General features: G+C 53.5%; 21 protein-coding genes. 10 read left to right on the forward strand and 11 right to left on the reverse strand.

All coding sequences use genetic code 11. From position 1 onward, the window contains the following. Positions 1-2 precede the first annotated feature (2 nt). Entirely contained in the window at positions 3-1,469 is a 1,467-nt protein-coding gene (cysS, locus tag Q0683_RS04815) for a cysteine--tRNA ligase (RefSeq protein WP_298976556.1), read from the reverse strand. A gap of 98 nt (positions 1,470-1,567) precedes the next feature. Between cysS and rpsN the strand changes: the two genes are divergently transcribed. Genes rpsN through Q0683_RS04830 form a run of 3 tightly spaced genes read left to right on the forward strand, consistent with a single transcriptional unit; the run spans position 1,568 to position 2,397 of the window. Next, on the forward strand, positions 1,568-1,870 hold the full coding sequence (rpsN, locus tag Q0683_RS04820; RefSeq protein WP_298611946.1) for a 30S ribosomal protein S14: 303 nt from the start codon (positions 1,568-1,570) through the stop codon (positions 1,868-1,870). Between the two features lie 42 nt (positions 1,871-1,912). Next, positions 1,913-2,200 carry a 4a-hydroxytetrahydrobiopterin dehydratase gene (locus Q0683_RS04825; RefSeq protein WP_298611944.1) on the forward strand — a complete coding sequence of 96 codons (288 nt, stop codon included), beginning with the start codon at positions 1,913-1,915 and terminating at the stop codon, positions 2,198-2,200. Between the two features lie 14 nt (positions 2,201-2,214). Next, entirely contained in the window at positions 2,215-2,397 is a 183-nt protein-coding gene (locus Q0683_RS04830; protein ID WP_298976558.1) for a hypothetical protein, read from the forward strand. A gap of 26 nt (positions 2,398-2,423) precedes the next feature. Here Q0683_RS04830 and Q0683_RS04835 read toward each other — a convergent pair whose 3' ends face one another. The 5 genes from Q0683_RS04835 to Q0683_RS04855 form a co-directional block, all read right to left on the reverse strand. Next, on the reverse strand, positions 2,424-4,163 hold the full coding sequence (locus Q0683_RS04835) for an FAD-dependent oxidoreductase (protein ID WP_366142494.1): 1,740 nt from the start codon (positions 4,161-4,163) through the stop codon (positions 2,424-2,426). Continuing rightward, positions 4,160-4,807 (reverse strand): signal peptidase I, encoded by a 648-nt coding sequence (gene lepB, locus Q0683_RS04840; RefSeq protein ID WP_298611936.1) that lies wholly within the window; start codon positions 4,805-4,807, stop codon positions 4,160-4,162. Before lepB ends, Q0683_RS04835 begins: the two co-directional genes overlap by 4 nt. A 132-nt stretch (positions 4,808-4,939) precedes the next feature. Further along, the gene (locus Q0683_RS04845) at positions 4,940-5,806 is read right to left on the reverse strand and encodes a fructosamine kinase family protein (RefSeq protein ID WP_298976560.1); all 867 of its coding nucleotides are present in this window, start codon (positions 5,804-5,806) and stop codon (positions 4,940-4,942) included. Positions 5,807-5,817: 11 nt separating this feature from the next. Next, positions 5,818-6,045 carry a Calvin cycle protein CP12 gene (locus tag Q0683_RS04850; protein ID WP_298611930.1) on the reverse strand — a complete coding sequence of 76 codons (228 nt, stop codon included), beginning with the start codon at positions 6,043-6,045 and terminating at the stop codon, positions 5,818-5,820. 231 nt (positions 6,046-6,276) lie between these two features. Further along, the gene (locus tag Q0683_RS04855; RefSeq protein ID WP_298976563.1) at positions 6,277-7,878 is read right to left on the reverse strand and encodes an NAD(P)H-quinone oxidoreductase subunit 4; all 1,602 of its coding nucleotides are present in this window, start codon (positions 7,876-7,878) and stop codon (positions 6,277-6,279) included. A gap of 332 nt (positions 7,879-8,210) precedes the next feature. Here Q0683_RS04855 and Q0683_RS04860 point away from each other — a divergent pair, with 332 nt between their 5' ends. The 7 genes from Q0683_RS04860 to Q0683_RS04890 are packed head-to-tail and all read left to right on the forward strand — an operon-like array spanning position 8,211 to position 12,108. After that, on the forward strand, positions 8,211-8,552 hold the full coding sequence (locus tag Q0683_RS04860; protein WP_298611925.1) for an NADH-quinone oxidoreductase subunit K: 342 nt from the start codon (positions 8,211-8,213) through the stop codon (positions 8,550-8,552). A 9-nt stretch (positions 8,553-8,561) separates the two neighbouring features. Further along, a complete protein-coding gene (locus tag Q0683_RS04865; RefSeq protein ID WP_298976565.1) occupies positions 8,562-9,992 on the forward strand; it encodes a cation:proton antiporter in 1,431 nt (476 codons plus the stop codon). After that, on the forward strand, positions 9,989-10,378 hold the full coding sequence (locus tag Q0683_RS04870; RefSeq protein ID WP_298611922.1) for a Na+/H+ antiporter subunit E: 390 nt from the start codon (positions 9,989-9,991) through the stop codon (positions 10,376-10,378). Before Q0683_RS04865 ends, Q0683_RS04870 begins: the two co-directional genes overlap by 4 nt. Then, complete coding sequence (locus Q0683_RS04875) at positions 10,375-10,635, forward strand: hypothetical protein (protein WP_298611919.1); 261 nt, start codon at positions 10,375-10,377, stop codon at positions 10,633-10,635. Before Q0683_RS04870 ends, Q0683_RS04875 begins: the two co-directional genes overlap by 4 nt. A 15-nt stretch (positions 10,636-10,650) precedes the next feature. Beyond that, entirely contained in the window at positions 10,651-10,929 is a 279-nt protein-coding gene (locus Q0683_RS04880; protein WP_366142495.1) for a monovalent cation/H(+) antiporter subunit G, read from the forward strand. Further along, a complete protein-coding gene (locus Q0683_RS04885; RefSeq protein WP_298611914.1) occupies positions 10,922-11,452 on the forward strand; it encodes a DUF4040 domain-containing protein in 531 nt (176 codons plus the stop codon). The genes Q0683_RS04880 and Q0683_RS04885 overlap by 8 nt, the downstream gene beginning before the upstream one ends. Beyond that, the gene (locus Q0683_RS04890) at positions 11,449-12,108 is read left to right on the forward strand and encodes a Na(+)/H(+) antiporter subunit B (protein WP_298617081.1); all 660 of its coding nucleotides are present in this window, start codon (positions 11,449-11,451) and stop codon (positions 12,106-12,108) included. Before Q0683_RS04885 ends, Q0683_RS04890 begins: the two co-directional genes overlap by 4 nt. Positions 12,109-12,532: 424 nt before the next feature. On the opposite strand, the gene Q0683_RS04895 is transcribed toward Q0683_RS04890, so the two are convergent. From Q0683_RS04895 to Q0683_RS04915, 5 genes are all read right to left on the reverse strand, one after another. Further along, positions 12,533-13,612 (reverse strand): PIN/TRAM domain-containing protein, encoded by a 1,080-nt coding sequence (locus tag Q0683_RS04895; RefSeq protein WP_298611907.1) that lies wholly within the window; start codon positions 13,610-13,612, stop codon positions 12,533-12,535. A 637-nt stretch (positions 13,613-14,249) separates the two neighbouring features. Continuing rightward, positions 14,250-15,263, reverse strand: coding sequence for a DUF3326 domain-containing protein (locus Q0683_RS04900; RefSeq protein WP_298611904.1), 1,014 nt, complete (start codon positions 15,261-15,263; stop codon positions 14,250-14,252). Between the two features lies 1 nt (position 15,264). Then, complete coding sequence (locus Q0683_RS04905; RefSeq protein ID WP_298976569.1) at positions 15,265-16,437, reverse strand: HhoA/HhoB/HtrA family serine endopeptidase; 1,173 nt, start codon at positions 16,435-16,437, stop codon at positions 15,265-15,267. A 76-nt stretch (positions 16,438-16,513) separates the two neighbouring features. Next, the gene (gene nuoK / locus Q0683_RS04910; RefSeq protein WP_011056517.1) at positions 16,514-16,819 is read right to left on the reverse strand and encodes an NADH-quinone oxidoreductase subunit NuoK; all 306 of its coding nucleotides are present in this window, start codon (positions 16,817-16,819) and stop codon (positions 16,514-16,516) included. 9 nt (positions 16,820-16,828) lie between these two features. Beyond that, complete coding sequence (locus Q0683_RS04915) at positions 16,829-17,431, reverse strand: NADH-quinone oxidoreductase subunit J (protein WP_298611893.1); 603 nt, start codon at positions 17,429-17,431, stop codon at positions 16,829-16,831. Positions 17,432-17,434 lie beyond the last annotated feature (3 nt).

Below are 17,434 nucleotides of genomic sequence, written 5' to 3' on the forward strand. Positions count from 1 at the left end.
ATTCAAGAGGTTAAGCCAGCGGGTATGCGGAACCAATGGGTGGTGCCATCCTTTTGATCCACGAGTTTGACCCCTCGAGCCAACAGCAGATCCCGCAGGCGATCGCTCTCGGCATAGTTCTTGGCTTGACGGGCAGCAGTACGAGCCGCAACTAACTCTTGAATTTCCTCATCGGTTAGTCCTATTGTCTGCGAAGCTTTTGACTCCTCTTTGACCTCTAAACCCAACACCTGAGCAAGGGTCACCAAAGTGTGCCAATCGCGACTCACCTCAGTGAGCGATCGCCCCAAGTCTCCCCCATGGAGATAGCGATGCTGCTCGCGATTGAGGGTTTTCGCCAGTTCAAAGATCACTGCCAAAGCAGCGGCAGTGTTCAAGTCGTCATCCATGGCCTGACAAAAGGCTTGGCCACTGGGGTGGCTTTTCGCGTCTTGCGGCGGCGCGGGGGGGAGGGGAATCTGCCGATTCAAGCGCAGGGCTTCCGCCAAGGTTTGCCAGCCCTTGGTAGCGGCGGTAAGTGCCTCCGGTGTAAAGTCCAAAGGTTTGCGGTATTGAGCCTGCAACACCAACAGGCGTAACGCCATTGGATCAACCCCCTGACCCAGCAAATCGCGAATAGTGGTGAAGTTGCCCAATGACTTCGACATTTTCTCGGCATTAACGGTCACAAAGCCGTTGTGCAGCCAAAACCGTGCAAGGGGCTGTTGCGTCACCGCCTCTGATTGGGCAATTTCATTTTCGTGGTGAGGGAAAATTAAATCCATGCCCCCGCAGTGAATGTCAATGGTTGGCCCTAAGACCTGTTGCACCATGGCTGAACATTCAATGTGCCAGCCGGGGCGGCCTTTGCCCCAAGGCGCTTCCCACGGTTCATACACTTGGGTTTCTTCTGGTTTGGCAGCTTTCCAAAGGGCAAAATCTAGGGGGTGATGTTTGCGCTGCTCTTCCCCTTCCTCAACCCGACCGCTGGCACCGGCGACCAATTGAGAAAGTTGGCGCCCAGAGAGCTTGCCGTAGTTGGGAAACCGCTCCACCGCATAGTACACATCTGCGTCCACCACATAGGCATAGCCGCGCTCAATGAGACTTTGAATAAGGTCAAGGATGGCCGGAATGGCCGCTGTGGCGCGGGGATAGGCATTGGCCGGCAAAATGTTCAGGCGAGCCATATCCTCGTGGTAGGCCGCAATGTAGCGATCGCTGACCGCCGCCATGGTTTCTCCCTGTTCAAGGGCGCGCCGAATAATTTTGTCGTCAACATCGGTAAAATTCTGGACGTAGTACACGGAGTAGCCCAAGAACGTGAGATAGCGGCGCAGTACATCCCACGCTACGTAGGAACGGGCATGTCCTAGATGGCAGTAGTCATACACCGTGACCCCACAGGCATAAATGGTCACCCGCTCTGGGTGCAGGGCGGAAAAGGGTTCAAGGCGGCGAGACAGTGTGTTGTACAGATGTAAGGGCACAGGAATACCCCGCAAGGATCAACAGTTGCAGCGGCAAATCGCTCTTTGATACGATATAGGATACCAAATTCACCATTATCGAGGACAAACACACCCCCATGGCCAAAAAAAGCATGATCGAACGGGAGAAAAAGCGGCAACGGCTCGTTGCTAAATACGCCAGTAAACGCCAAGAACTCAAGGCCAAACTGGCCAGTGCCGAAACCCCAGAAGAGATCATGAGCATCCATCGTCAACTGCAACGCTTGCCCCGCAACAGTGCCCCTTCACGGCTGCGGAATCGCTGCTGGCTGACGGGTCGCCCGCGGGGCTATTACCGGGATTTTGGCCTCTGCCGCAATGCCCTGCGGGAAATGGCACACCAAGGGCTACTGCCGGGGGTAGTCAAGGCCAGTTGGTAAGTTAGCTTTGCTACCCTAGAACGAAGGGATTGAGGCAAAACCATGGCAGAGCGATTATCCCAAGCCGAGATTGAGGGGCAGCTAGCCAGCTTACCCGGCTGGAAACTGGTGGGCGATCGCCTTGAACAAACCTTTACCTTCAAAGACTTCCTAGGTTCGATTGCTTTTGTCAATCGCCTTGTGGATCCCGCTGAACAGGCGGGACACCACCCAGATTTAACCATTTCTTGGAATCGGGTGACAGTCTGCCTCACCACCCATGATGCGGGTGGGATTACCCAAAAGGACATTGACCTGGCCAAAGTGATCTCTGATCTGGCAGCAGGATAACTTTCGGCTGAATTATGAAATGCCTTGAAAATGAGAGCTTTGCCGTCAAAGCGCAGAAGTTAATCCATAACCTACGCCAAGTGATGGGGTCATCAGGCATTGTTACTATTCCAACTCTTAAAACGGCTTCAGGGGAGTCTGTCCCCCGCATTATTGATGTTTCCGTGGACTACGGCGAGAATCTACGCTTTAATTAACGCCTTGGGGAACTGAGCTGCGAAACCTAGGCCACATGCTCTACCCGTATCCAGGGGGCATAGGGGTTCACGAAGCCTGTAACCGTAATCGGCTGCCCATCTCTATAGGTTTGCAGGCGCTCGTTCACAGTGGGGTGGAGCGTCACCAAGGGCCACAACCGCCGATCAGTATGCAGTTGATAGGCTTGCTCTCCTAATTTCACAAATTCGCCCCTGAGAGTTTGCATTCCTGCGGTCACAGTCATCGGCGTGGGGTGGGCGATCGCCACCGTCCAAGGCAGGGGAAGGGTAGGATCAAAGGTCTCTAACGTTCGGAGTTGCCAAGCTTCCCATTCTGGATGTTGCAATGGCAGGTTAAAGAAGGGAAAAATGCCCTGCTGGCACGCCTGAATTAAAGGCCTCAGATCAAGGGCACCCACCAGCTCTTGAGGAGATTTCCCTTGGCGAATGGCTGTGGCAGCTAACCACCCTGCCCCCTGCCCAATGCCCATGACCAAAGGTTGCAAGCGGGTGGCACCATTGGCAATGTGGGTCACGGAGATATTTTTCTCTGCAACTAAAAAGCCTTCTACCCGCTGGGGGATTAAGGAGGTATAGGGAACTACAAAGGGCGTCCCTGTCCAGCGACCGCCCCAACGGATAGACTTAGGCATCAGGGGGAGTTCCATCCCTGGATAGTGGTGATCGTTCGGGTAGTTGCCAATAGCAATCCCCGTGTAGTGACCTTGAGCATCAACGGGGGGTGGAGCATTGGGGAGAATGTCCTGCTCTTGAATCGTGGTAAGGCCGATCAGACGGCGACTTTCCCGGTAGTAGGGATGGAGGGCATAGGCACCGCCCCCCAAGCTAGCGGGGAATCGGGGAAAGGTCTCCTCCGCTAGACCATAGCGGCGCCCAAGGTGGCGTTGAATGTAGCAGGCAAAATCCTGGGCGTGCCAGCGCGCTTCTTGACAAAAGGCCTGGCGAGCTTGGGGAGAACCCACCAGGCGCTCCAGACCCACGCCATAGTCATTTCCCTGCTGTGGCCAGTTAAGCATAAAGCGATTTCCCGGCAGGCGGCCATAGTTGAGAAAGTGCTGCGGGTCGTAGCCAGCCCAAGCGCCGCTAAATTTGCGCTCCTCCCACAGCGGCGAAGGGAGAATCTCCGGGGCAGTGGCTCCCTCCCCATAGTCCTGCAACACCACAACCCATGTGGGGGCTTGAACGGGATAGGTCTGCGTCAGAGGGGTGGGGGCTACAGGTGCAGAGGGTTCTTGGGTTTCCGCCTGCCACTCCCACCCCCAGCGATGGGGAATCTGCCCCAAGGCAAGGAGATCCCCCAGTTCTGTGGCGTCAATGGTGATTTGGGCATGGATGGTGAGGCCGGTAAATTCTACACCGAGGATGCGATCGCCTTGGCGCAAAACCGCTTGGGGAAGATCGCCGACAATCCACGTCAGGTGAGGGGTTGCCTTGACCCACTCGGCAAACAGATCAGCGGCCACCTTTGGCTCAAAGGTAAAGAAACTCACCCAAGCATGATCTAGCCCCCCCGGCTGTCGCTGGGCGATCGCCCGCAGAAATTGACCCCACAGTCCTGTTTGCCAAGCCATAAGTTCATTGCCATCGGGCGCAGCTACCCCCGCACTGGTGAGCATGCCGCCAAGCCAAGGGGTTTCACTGACCAGCACCGTTTGCGCACCGGCACGAGCCGCCGTTAAGGCAGCAGCTACCCCCCCCGTACCACCGCCAACCACCAGTACTTCAGTGCGCAGCGTTTGCCTCACTGTTGCGGTGCCATGGGATTCGTAATCAGCCCCCAGCGATCGGGGGGCCAAAAACGAATTGCCGCCCGACCAATAATGTAATTGCGGGGTACCACCCCCCAGCAGCGACCGTCAAAGCTGTTATTGCGGTTATCTCCCAAAACCAAGTAACTATTGGGGGGAATGACTTGCGGTTGTGCCAAATAGGGCTGTATGCCGGCACAGGTATCCACCGACGTAAAAGATGAAGGCGCAAGATAGGGTTCAGGTAGGGGTTGATTGTTAACATAGACTCGCCCTTGACGCAGCTCCACGCGATCGCCGGGCAAGCCCACTACCCGTTTGATGAAGGCATCGCGAAAGCCCGCCTGCTGGAGCGCTGGGGTTGGATTAAAAACAATAATGTCGCCACGGTGGGGGGAGTGAAAATAGTAACTGATTTTTTCAATAATCAGGCGATCGTTAATCAGCAGGGTTTCTTCCATTGAGCCGGTGGGGATATAGCGGGCCTCCGCCACAAATGTACGAATACCAATAGCAAGAACAGCCGCTAATCCTAGGGTTTTGGCCATTTCCAGCCACCAAGGTTCTGTCGCCTTGTTGGTCTTGGCTGCAATAGATTCGGTCGTAGAAGCATTCGTGGGTGGCACTTTGCCATCGGACATAGGAGGGAATCTCGCAAACAAATTGAAGCTATGCACTCCACGATACTACAGCGACATCAGGCTAGAGGTTACTGTTTAATCTTCGGGTGCTTTGGAAAGCATTCTGTTCCACGGGATGAGCTAGGACCTGACTCAGAGGAATTGCAGGATCTGCTCAATCATGTACTGAGCTTGGGCAGCATAACTACCGCCAAAAAGATTGAAGTGATTGAGAATGTGGTACAGGTTGTAAACGGTTTTCCGTTGTGCATAGGCGGCGGGTAGGGGATAGGTGGCGTTATAGCCCTGATAAAAAGCATCAGGAAACCCCCCAAAGAGTTCACTCATTGCTAAGTCCACTTCGCGATCGCCATAGTAACTGGCAGGGTCAAAAATCACAGGTTCCCCTGTGCGGCAAAAGGCAGCATTCCCCGACCAGAGATCGCCGTGAACTAGGGTAGGGGCTGGCTCATGATTCAGGAGTTCCGGAATGGCTGCCAGTAACTTCTCGGCTTTGGGAAAGTGCCCACCCCGACGGCGAGCCAGATCAAACTGATAACGCAGCCGAGCATCGCGGAAAAATTCGCCCCAGTTGTCTGACCAAGGGTTGATTTGGGGGGTGGCACCAATGGTGTTATTTTCTGGCCAGCCGTAGCGATCGCCTGTACCCTGGAGATGCAACCGCGCTAGCTGTGCCCCCATTTGCCACCAATCCCCTGAACTGGTCAGCGGCAGGTATTCTAACACTAGAAAACTAGCGTCCGCCACACTTCCCCACAGCAGGGGCAAGGGAACACGAATTGCCTGAACCTTGGCGATCGCCCGCAAGGCATTGGCTTCGGCAGCAAACATAGATTGCCGTTCAGGGCGATTAAATTTGATAAAAAGCGTTTGCTGCGGATGCTGCCACACATAGGTGGTGTTAATACTGCCACCCCCCACTGCAAGGGCTTGACCATCGTGGAGCCGCTGACCCGTCGCTGCGGCAAATTGATCCCACAACTGTTGCCAGCGACCCACAGCCTCAACCCTTAGTCGTCGTAGATGCGACACTCAGCAGCATCAGGGTTATCATCGCAGTACTGCTGAAAGGAGGTTTTGTGATCTTGCTGTTCAGCGCGCTGATGGGCAGCTTCCGCTTGCAGTTCCTCAAGGGCGTCCCAAGCAGCGGCGCATTGTCCAGAGGTTGCCCCTTCGGTATCACAGATTTGATGGGCTTCCTCGCGAGCTTGTTCGATTTGTTTCTCAAGATTACTCATAGAGCCTGTATTGAATCACCGTATTCAGTTTACAGCCCTTTTCTAGGATATGGAGACAACAGAAGAGATGGATTGCTCTTCTATCTTAGTTTTCACAGGGCGAAGCACGTACTATCTTTGGGAAAAGGGCTGGATGCAATCTGCCCAAGGGCAGGAATGCTGTTACTCCACTCTAGCTAATGAATGCCTTGACCTGCCAGTTGGCAAACCTGCATCCCCCTCCCTAAAGCCCTACAGGGTACTGTTGGCAACTGCTGCCTCACTCAGCAAACTGGGAGCAAATTGCGTTAATTGAGCATACAGGGGCAGATGGTGTTGCGCCACCGCAGGGAGGGCGGCATGGACGTGAGTGGCGATCGCCGTTGTGGTCACGTCGTAGGTCTGGGTAGCCAGTTTGGGATACATCCCCACAGCAATAATCGGTAACAGGAGGGAGAGGGCAATAAAAGTTTCACGGGGATTGATGTCCAAAAGCAGTTTGTCAAATATATCGCCCGCTTGTTTGCCCGTAAAGACACGGCGCAGCATCGAGAGCAGATAGACGGGCGTGATAATCACCCCCACCGCCGCAAGGAACATCACCCCCACTTTGAAGGTGGTGGAGTAGGCATCGCTGTTGGTTAAGCCCAAAAAGACGGTGAGTTCACTGACAAAGCCACTCATGCCGGGCAGTGCCAAAGAGGCCATGGCGGCGGCGGTAAAGAGGGCAAAGGTTTTCGGCATGGATTGAGCAATGCCGCTCATTTTTTCCATGGCCAAGGTGTGGGTGCGATCGTAGGTCACCCCCGCCAAGAAGAAGAGGGCAGCCGCAATCAAACCGTGGGAGAGCATTTGGAGCATCGCCCCATTGAGACCAATGCCGTTGAGGGCACCAATCCCCAAGAGCACAAAACCCATGTGGGAAATTGAGGAGTAGGCCAGTCGCCGCTTTAGATTTTCTTGGCCAAAGGCAGTCAGGGCACCATAGACAATATTCACCACGCCTAGGGCAATGAGGACAGGGGCAAAGTAGATGTGGGCATCGGGGAGCATTTGCAGGTTGAAGCGAATTAGACCATAGCCCCCCATTTTCAAAAGCACTCCTGCCAACACCATGGAGACCGGCGCAGAGGCTTCCCCATGGGCATCGGGCAACCAAGTGTGTAGTGGGAAAATCGGCAGCTTGACCCCAAAGGCAATCAGGAAGCCACTGTAAGCAAAGAGTTCCAGCGCCAAGGGATAGTCCTTCAGGCCTAAAGCCATCATGCTGAGGGTAAAGTCACCGCCATAGAAGGCCATCGCTAGGCCAGCAATGAGGATAAAGAGGGAACCAACGGCAGTGTAGAGAATGAATTTGGTTGCAGCGTATTGGCGTTTGGCGCCGCCCCAGATAGAAATCAGCAAATAGACAGGGACCAGTTCCAGTTCCCACAGCAAAAAGAAAAGAATCAGGTCTTGGGCAGCAAAGACGCCAATTTGGGCACTGTAGAGTGCCAGCATCAGGAAATAAAATAAACGCGGCTTTTGCTTCACTTGCCAAGCCGCAAAGATTGCCACTGTATTCACCAGACCCGTCAGTAAAATCAGGGGGACGGCAAGGCCATCAACCGCTAGAGACCAGTTCAGGCCAATTTGCGGGAGCCAAGGCACAGTTTCCACTATTTGCATCTGGGCAGATTGGGCATCGTAGTGCTGCCAGAAAACCATTGCCGAAAGGCCAAATTCGAGGAGTGCGATCGCCAGGGCATACCAGCGGACTGTCTTCCCCTCGCGGTCGGGCAACACGGGAATCAAGAAGGCTGCCCCTAAAGGCAGCAGCGTTACTACAGTCAGCCAAGGAAATTGGACATTCATCAGACAACCCCCCAAGGGACGAGTCCAGTGATCTGTTTAAGTATCTAAAGTACCTCAATAAGAATATATACCTATTCGCCAAATGTTGCAAATTGTTAAGCACTTTTCTAAATTATAAAGTTCATGGCATAGCTATTGACAAAAACCTATTTAATAGAAAACTAACATTGATCTGAATAAAGTTAAGATGGGGTTTAACGTGCTTAAGGAGGCCGGCAGGTTCCCCACCGTTGGCTACGGCGGTGCAGTTCTACCGCAAAAAACTGCACCCCAAAGGAAAGAGGGAATGTTAAAGTCTGTTCTAAATATCAGGGTGTCTGCGGGTTAAAGTCATGATTTTCTTGCAAGCAAGCGTTTTTGTCACTATCCTCGTCGGTTTTTTAGCCACGATTGTCAAGAAAAATCTACTCATGAAGATTGTGACAATGGATGTCATGAGCACCGGCGTGGTGGCTTTGTTTGTGGTGATTGCTACCCACAGTGGCTTTGTTACACCTATTGCGCGTGGGGGGGTCTTTGATACTGCCTATGCGGATCCGCTGCCCCAAGCGGTGATTTTAACCGCGATCGTGATTGGTCTTTCAATTCAAACGCTGATGCTGGTGGCGGCAATGAAGCTAGCGCGGGATAACCCAACTTTGGAAACGCCAGAAATTGATCAAAAGTATCTGTAGGAAGTGGCAATGACAGAGCTGGCGATCGCTTGGATTTTGTTGCCATTTGTGGCCGGCTTAATGCTTTATCTACTGCCCCCCTTGGCGCGGGGTCTAACGCTGGCGATCGCCTTGGTTTCCCTCTGTGTCGGCTTAGGCATCATCATCCACCAAATCAACACTTCCTTTATCCTGCTGGATAGCTTTGGCGTTTCCTTGAGCATTGACCCCCTCAGTGGCTACTTTATTGTCACCAATGCCCTCGTCATTTTGGCAGCACTGTTACATACGTGGCAGGAGGGCTATAGGGCGTTCTTTTATGTTCTGCTGTGTCTGCTCCACGGCTGTGCCAACACCGTCTTTATTTCAGCGGATTTCCTCAGTCTCTACGTCAATATTGAGGTGCTGGGGATTGTCGTCTTTCTATTGATTGCCTATCCCCCCAGCGATCGTTCTCTTTGGATTGCCCTGCGCTACCTGATGGTGAGCAATGTGGCCATGCTCTTCTATCTCATAGGGGTAGCTCTTGTTTATCGGACAAACTATACCTTTGCCTTTAGTGCTCTGATGCCAGCACCGCCAGAAGCTGTGGCTCTGATTTTGGTGGCATTGTTGGCAAAGGGCGCCATTTTCGTCAGTGGGCTTTGGTTACCCCAAACGAATGTTGTTGCCGCTCCTGTTGTTGCTGCTCTCCTAGCCGGCGTTGTCGAAAATGCGGGAGTTTTTAGTCTAGCTCGCCTCAGTCTCCTGTATAGCGAGATTGCCGACATTGTGCAGCTTTTTGCCCTCGCCTCGATCTTGTTTGGAGCAGTGTTTGCCTTGGTGGCCGAGGATGTGCGGCGGATGCTCAGCTTCAGTACCCTTGGCCAACTGGGATGGGTGATCATTGCCCCAGCAGCGGCAGGTTTGTATGCCCTTATGCACGGTTTAGCAAAGGCCAGTCTTTTTCTGAGTGTGGGGCAACTGCGTCACTATCGTCTTAGTGAATTGCGCCAAGAGGGTCTGCCGCGCCCGGTGGCGATCGCCCTGATAATTGCCGGTTATGGCATTGTCGGTGTGCCCTTCCTTGCCGGATTTCCCGCTAAAGTCTTGACCCTGAGTTACCTTGAGCCGTGGCAGCAGGGACTGCTCTATGGCGCTGGCTGTTTAACGGCCACAATTTACAGCAAATTCCTCTTTTTGCCCCACTATCCCGGCAAGACCCCTCTGCCCGTGGGCTACAGTACCGCCACCATGGTGCTCTTGGGTGGGCTATTTCTTGCCAATGCCGGCTACATGGAAGCCTACAGGAGTGGCATGGGTTTGTTACGCGCTTTTTTGCTGCCCTTGGTGGGGTGTGGTCTGGTGGCCTTGGGGGTCTCCCGCTGGGAATCCCCTTGGCGGGGGGCTTGGGAGCGCCTAGAGCATCTTCTAGGGGTGATGCTATTACTGTTACTTGGCTTGGTGGGATTAGCCCTATGAATTATTTGATCTTTGCCCTGCGCCTGATGATTTGGCTGCTGCTGACGGCGGACTTTGGTTTGGTCAATCTGGCGATTGGTATTCTGGTTTCGCTCCTGCTGCCTCAAGGCCGAAGGGGTAGGGCAACACTATGGCAGTGGCTGAGTACCCTAGGAAAAGTGGTGATGGCTGTTCCCCGTGCCTATATTCAAGCGATTGAAATGATAGTGCGTCCCCATCCCCATGAAGCGATTGTCCGTGAACCCGTTGACCCTACCCGTGCCCCTGGGTTGATTTTTCTGGATATTTTTACGATCACCTTCACGCCCAAGACGATTGTACTGCACTACAACGAGGAGGGCTGGTTTGAAGTCCATCAACTCGTGGAGCACAGACCCGAAAAATGACGGCCTTTTTAGTCATCATGCTGCTGATTCTGGGTATTCCCCTCTATGCTGCTTGGAAAGGGGAGCACATCTGGTCGAAGATGTTGGCTTTTGCCAGTATTGCCACAAAAGCAGCAATTATGATCTTGCTGGTGTCGGTGCAGCGGGATGATTGGATGATTGGCATTGTGGGCATCATCATTCTCAGTGTGGGCAATGGTGCCTTGATGCTCCTTGCGCAGATTCTGCGACGACTGCGGGATGTCGCCAATCTTTAGGGAGGGGGTAAAGTGATCCTACAGTGGCTTAGTAATGCCTGCATCAGCTTTGGTCTATTTCTCTGGTTGTGGGGCACATGGCCACTGGTGGGTCGGCGATCGCCCCTCTATAAACTGCATTTTTTGTCGGTCTCAGATACCTTGGGTTCGATGGCTATCATGATCGGCGTGTTACTGCGCATTCCCCGCGAATGGCCGCTTCTCGTCTTGGCGCTCATTTCCCTTGCCCTTTGGAACACCATTTTGGGCTATGTGCTGGCCTACTGCTCCCAAGGGGAGGACAGTGATGGATAGCTGGATGATTGGGGTAACAGCACTCCTACCGCTTACCGCCTTAATGTTGGTATTTCAGGATAATCCCTACCATGTCTTGGTCATTCGGGGCATTGTGGGTGCTGTAGCCGCCTTGATCTACGCAATTCTGGGTGCTGCTGATGTGGCATTGACCGAGGCCCTTGTGGGAACCATGCTCTCAATTATGCTCTACGCAGTTGCCGTGCGCTCCTCCCTTGTGTTGCGGTTGGGCATCCTGGCTTCAGCTCTCTCCACCGATAGCTTGGATCGTTTACTGGAAGCCATTCGTGAAGCCGTTGCCCCCTATCATTTGCGTGTTGAATTGATCATTTATCCTACGTTTGAGCAACTTAAAATAGCACTCCGCGATCGCGAGATCCACGCCCTCTGTGCTGAAGAAACCACTCAATTATTAACGATGACCCGAGTTCCACGTCTCTATACCCTCCTCAAGCCCCACCTCACCAATCTCACAGAACTGGTGTATTACCCTTTGCCTACTGAAAAGGAGTCAAGGGCATGATTTGGCTTTATGGGATTGCGGCAGTGCTGCTGCTGGGGAAAATGCTGATGATCCCCACCCCACCTACAGTACCGACGATTCCCATTGTCGAAACCCTTGTTCACCAAAGTGCAATTCCCAATGCCGTTACTGCCGTGATTTTGCGCAATCGCTTGTACGACACCATTTTTGAGGTGGTGGTATTCACCCTTGCCATCATGGGGGCGCAGTATTTACTCAGCAATGAAAAACCCCTTGGCCACGTTAGCCGCTTTAACGATCAACCTTCCATTGTTTTGGCAAGATTTGGCGCCACCATTTGCTCCCTTGTGTGTCTTGAATTGGCCCTGCGGGGGCACCTGAGTCCGGGGGGTGGATTTGCTGCTGGCGTCGCTGGCGGGACGGCGATTGGCCTTGTGGCCATTACTTCCGCTCCAGAGTGGTTAGAGAGCATTTATCGGCGTTTCCATGCCGCCACCTGGGAAAAAATCTCTGTGATTGTTTTCATACTCTGCGGTGCCAGCCTATTGATAGGAGTGGCCTTGCCTGCGGGTCAGTTTGGCACGCTCCTCAGTGGCGGTTGGATTCCTTGGCTGAATATTCTCATTGCCCTTAAGGTGGCCTTGGGGTCGTGGGCAGCAGTGTTGACGTTTATTCGCTATCGCGGCCTGCTTTAGGCCAATAGTCCTGGACAAATTCACCAAGCCGCAACTGAGCCAGTGGACATCATTTAACGTTACCCAGCCACGCCACCCCAGATAGCGGCAGCCCAAAAGAATCACAATGAGGCGGCTGACATTATTGCTGGGAATAAAGTTGAGGGCGATCGCCACCCCTGCTGCAAGAACCACAGGCCACCAGACCCTTAGGTCATCCGCCGGCAGTTGCAAGAAATTCGGTAATGGCCGTAGCTGATCCGGATTCACCAGATCAATGGGAAAGAGTATCGGTTACCACACCGTTGCCAATAGCACGCCTATGAGGAATAGGAGGCTAAAAACAAAGAAGCCCCATCTCCCCGCAGAAACCAGTTGCCGAGGTGAAGCAACCTTTGGTGGCTTTTGGGTCATGTCATACCCCTAGGGGCGAAAGCAGGCAATGCTAGGCAATGGTGGGCATTTGGAGGCGAGCAAAAATCATGCGACCTGCCGCGGTTTGCAGGGCACCCGTGACGACCACCGACAGCTGATCGCCGATGTGATCAACCCCCTCTTCAACAACCACCATCGTGCCATCCTCAAGATAGCCCACCCCTTGGGCAGGCTCTTTCCCTTCCTTGAGAATTTTCAACTCCAGCGTATCGCCGGGAAGATAAATGGGACGGAGAGCTTGCGCTACCTCGTTGACGTTAAAGACATCCACTTTTTGGAAGCGGGCAACTTTGTTCAGGTTCAAATCATTGGTGACAAGGGTGCCGTTAATTTCTTGGCACAGCCGTACTAGCTTAGCATCCACCGTTGTTAGTTCTGGATAGTCTGCCGAGTGAATGACAATGCGATCGCCCAAACTCGCTTGAAGACGGTTTAAGACATCCAGCCCCCGCCGGCCGCGGATCCGTTTTTGCTCATTCCCCGCATCGGCAATCAGTTGCAACTCCTGAAGCACAAACTGGGGCACAATAATCTGGCCTTCCAGTACTCCTAAATTCAAGAGTGCCTCAATGCGACCATCAATGATGCAACTGGTATCCAGTACCTTGGCACGGGCGGGTTTAAGCGTCCCCTCTGCTAAGAGACTACTGGCCACAGCGTTGGGGTTAATCAGACGCAGAAGGGCAGCGCCGTGACTATCCGCCAATGTGGTGCCCGAGTAGGCAAAGAGAATGCTGGTAAGAACGGCAATCAGTGGCTTAATAAACGAAAAGTCCTTGGGAATGGGTAACAGAAAAATCGGTGCCAGCACCAAATTGGCGAGAAGCAATCCCACCACAAGACCCACTGCTCGCGACAAGAGTGTTTCTGGCGGCAATTGACGGATATTGCGCTCAAGACGATGGTAAAAGGATTGCAACAATAGACCAAAGGCAATACCTAAAATGGCACCAAACCCTGCCGTGACCCACTGCAATCCACGAACGTTAGCTACTTGATCTAGAACGGTTGCCGGGAGTAGGTCAATGCTGTTGAAGCCAACGGCAATTCCCATCACGACGACAATGAGGAGTAAGATGGTATCGAGCATTAGTTCGCTCCTGTCGCGCTGGACATCTCCAGAGGCCACTACCTTAGAATTATACTTTCTTCTTTCTTACTGCGGTGTTGGACTGTTGCAGATCCAGATGACGACTAATTTGAGTACCAGCGCGGATACCCGCTGCTTCAGCCGAAGAACCGAGGAGCGTCCGTGCTCTCATCCCGCCGAGGGCGGCCAACAGCATTTTCTTGGTGAAGGTCTGAGCGGTTTTTAGCCACCACTCTAAAAAAAGGTCAGGGATGGGGGAGGAGATTCCTCAGGGGATGGTTCTACCAACCGTCGGCCGAGATCTTCCCCTAGTTGAGTTTTGTCTAAAATTGCAGGGGTTGGCTAAGGGGGAAGCGGCATCGCCTGCACCACTATCTAGAAAGTGAATTCAGGGGCAATCTGGGAATTGGCTCGCACCGCATATCCGAGATGAACCAAAACATCCTCCACCGCATTGATTCTGTGCCGGAGTTCATCAAATCCGTGCGCTGTAATCCCCTGGCGATTCTGCAACTTGTTCAGTTCACCTAGAGGGTGCCGAATGGGGGCAAGTTACGTTTATCAGCCACCCTCTCCACCGTGTCTGGGAGTTCCCCTTGGGCGATGTGCTGGCTATGCCCAGAAGGCAAAAATTTTTTCAGGTTGCTGTTGTGACGCTCCGCCAAGATACCCCTGCCTTCATCGCACTCAGGACGCCAATGGCTTCGGCATAGGACTGGCAAGGAATTGTCTCTATCCCTAGATCGGCACCTGTAACATTGAGGGTTGTGGTATTGTTGGCTACCGTTAGGATAGGAACGCCCTGATGGGCAAAGGCCAGAACTCCCCGTCCACCAAGGGCAGTGGCGGGTACGATCACAGCATCTACATCCTGTTGCCACAACGCCTGTGGGGTGGTTCGGCTGTAGCGAGGAGCACAACTCAATCCCACCAACACCGACGGCAAAAAGGTGTAGCCAATTTCTTCGGCAAGGGCGCGGGGATGCACGGTCTCCTCTAGGGGCAATGGTTGCAAGGCTGGGGCATGGGCCGCTGGAATCTCAAAGTGCTGGACAACCAAGTGACTAATGACTGCTTCTGCCCCTGCTAGGGGATCCACGCCATGGCCACTGCGATAATGGTGCAATGCTGCTGTGCCTAGATCGTCTGGAAAGCGGCTGACAATGGCGATCGCCTCCGCCTTAGCCGCTTGCATCAGCTTTTCTACCCCCCGCAATAAACTGGCAGGGTTTGCCAAGGTGCCCCATGTTGCGCCGGAAGCAGCGGTTTGTAATTGCACTCCCAAAGGCTCATCTGTAATCACCGGTTCAGTAATGGTTAAACCCAAGGTGGCAGAACAGGCCGCCGCCGCTTGACGATGGCGAAGTTGCAGCTCCGGTTCAATGGCTGCATCTAGCAAAAGGCCAATGCGATTTGGACGCGGTGGCAATAACCCCCAACGGCCCACAGCAAATTCATCAAGGGCATAGCCTTCGACATACCACACATTGGGCAGTGGCCAATAGAGCATCGCCCCGTTGAGAACATTGGGATGGGTAACTAGGCGATCGCACACCTGCGCCAAGGCACGGACAACAGGAATCGCATCGCCCGCATAGCCGCCAATGGCAGCGCCAATTCCCGTTGGAATAATTAGCACTGCGGTCAGCACGTTAGCGACTGGCTTGGGCAGGGAGGGGAGCCGGCTGCACAGCCACAGTTAGGGTTTGACCGTTTCGGCTGACTTCCAGTTGCATTGTGCGACCAATACCGGTGTTTTCCACCATTTGCTGCACTTGATCTGCTTTGGTGATGGTTTGGCCATTGATGCGACGGATCACATCCCCCGCTCGCAAACCGGCACGGGCTGCGGGTGAATTAGGGAGCACTTGAACAATCACTACCCCCACACTGTCTTGAAGGCGGATCGGGCTACGGGGATTGGCATTGAGGCGTTGCTGTATTTCAGGACTGAGAGTGGCCATGCGAATGCCAAGGAAGGGGTGATCTACGCGGCCATTGGCAATCAGTTGCTTAGCAATCCGCTGAGCTGTATTAATGGGAATGGCAAACCCTAACCCTTGAGCGCCGCCAATGATGGCGGTGTTGATGCCGATAACCTCCCCCCGCTGGTTTAATAGCGGCCCACCGGAGTTACCGGGGTTAATGGCCGCATCGGTTTGAATGAAACCTACCCGCTTATCGGGCACACCAATATCGCCGCTAGAGCGGCCGGTGGCACTAATAATTCCCGCCGTCACTGTATTATCCAGACCTAGGGGGTTACCGATGGCGATCGCCCACTCGCCGGGTCGCAAATTATCAGAATTGCCAAGGCGCACCACTGGTAAATTGTTGGCATTCACTTTGACCACGGCCACATCAGTCAAACGATCTTGGCCGAGGACTTGACCCTCAAAGGTGCGGCCATCCTTAAGGGTTACTCGCACGCGGTTGGCACCCTCCACCACGTGGGCATTGGTGAGAATCAAGCCATCACTGCTAATAATGAAACCTGATCCTACCCCCCGTTCTTCGCGACTAGGGGGAGGCATCATTGGCCCAAAAAATTCTTGAAAGAAGGGGTCATTAAAAATGGCCGGTACACGGGTTTGTACCGTACGGGAAGCATCAATCCGTACCACCGCAGGTCCTACTTGCTCAACAGCACGGGCAATAAAATTAATGTCATTTCCCGCCGCCGGTAGCGGTGCCGGCAGCTGCGCCAAGCTGGGGGTCACTAAGGGGGTTGACGCCGGCATCAAGTGGGTGGCAAACATTGCAGCGGCTGCCCCCAATGCCATGAACGACAGGTAAGTGACCGATTTACCAAGACGCACTGTCATAGGTGATTGCCCTTTTGCTGACACTGGTTCCTGATGTATGGACGGCAATTGAGGGAAGCAAGTTCCAGCTTCTAGCCTACCACTTCAAGAGGTTGAATTTCTCCATGTCAACCGTGTCGCGATTGCGATAAATGGCCAAAATAATCGCTAAACCCACAGCCGCTTCTGCCGCTGCCACAGTAATCACAAACACCGCAAAGACCTGCCCCTTAATTTGCTGGCCATCCAGATAGTTGGCAAAACCAATCAGGTTGAGGTTAACAGCATTTAGAAGCAACTCAATGGACATTAGCACGCGGACGGCATTGCGACTGGTAACCAAGCCATAGATGCCAATACAAAATAGCAGTGCCGCCAAGATTAAAACATAGGTTAACTGCATTGTCTTCCTCTACTTTTCAGACAAAGCCACAGGTTCACGCGGACGTTCCGGTAACTCCAAGGGGGGAACCACCTCTTCCCCTAAGATGGGTTCAGGTTCCAACACCAGTTCGCGACGTGCCAGAACCACTGCGCCGATCAGAGCCATCAGCAGCAAGACGGAAGCCAATTCAAAGGGCAAGAGAAAGTCACTAAAAAAGTGCCGGCCAATTGTTTTGATACTGTCGGGGGTGGGGGGCAGAGCACTAATTTTCCAAGGGGTTTGCAAAATCATCTTTGTCAGCAGCGCAAAGACCCCAAGGGAGACCACTGCCGCGCCCCCCTGACGCAGCCAACGACCCGGCACGGGTGTATAGGCTTCTCGTTTATTGACGAGCATGATTGCAAAGAGGATAAGAACATTCACCGCGCCGACATAGATGAGAATTTGTGCTGCTGAAACAAAGTCTGCATTCATGAGGATGTACAGTCCAGAGATACTCAAGAACACACCCCCCAGCAAAAAGGCAGAATAGACCACGTTGTCGAGCAGCACAACGCCAAGGGCAGCAAAGAGGACTGCCCCTGCAAGGGCAAAGAAGGTAACCGTTTGGGTTAGGGTGGCTAAGTCCACAGC

The organism is uncultured Thermosynechococcus sp., from assembly GCF_938074695.1.
GTDB lineage: Bacteria > Cyanobacteriota > Cyanobacteriia > Thermosynechococcales > Thermosynechococcaceae > Thermosynechococcus.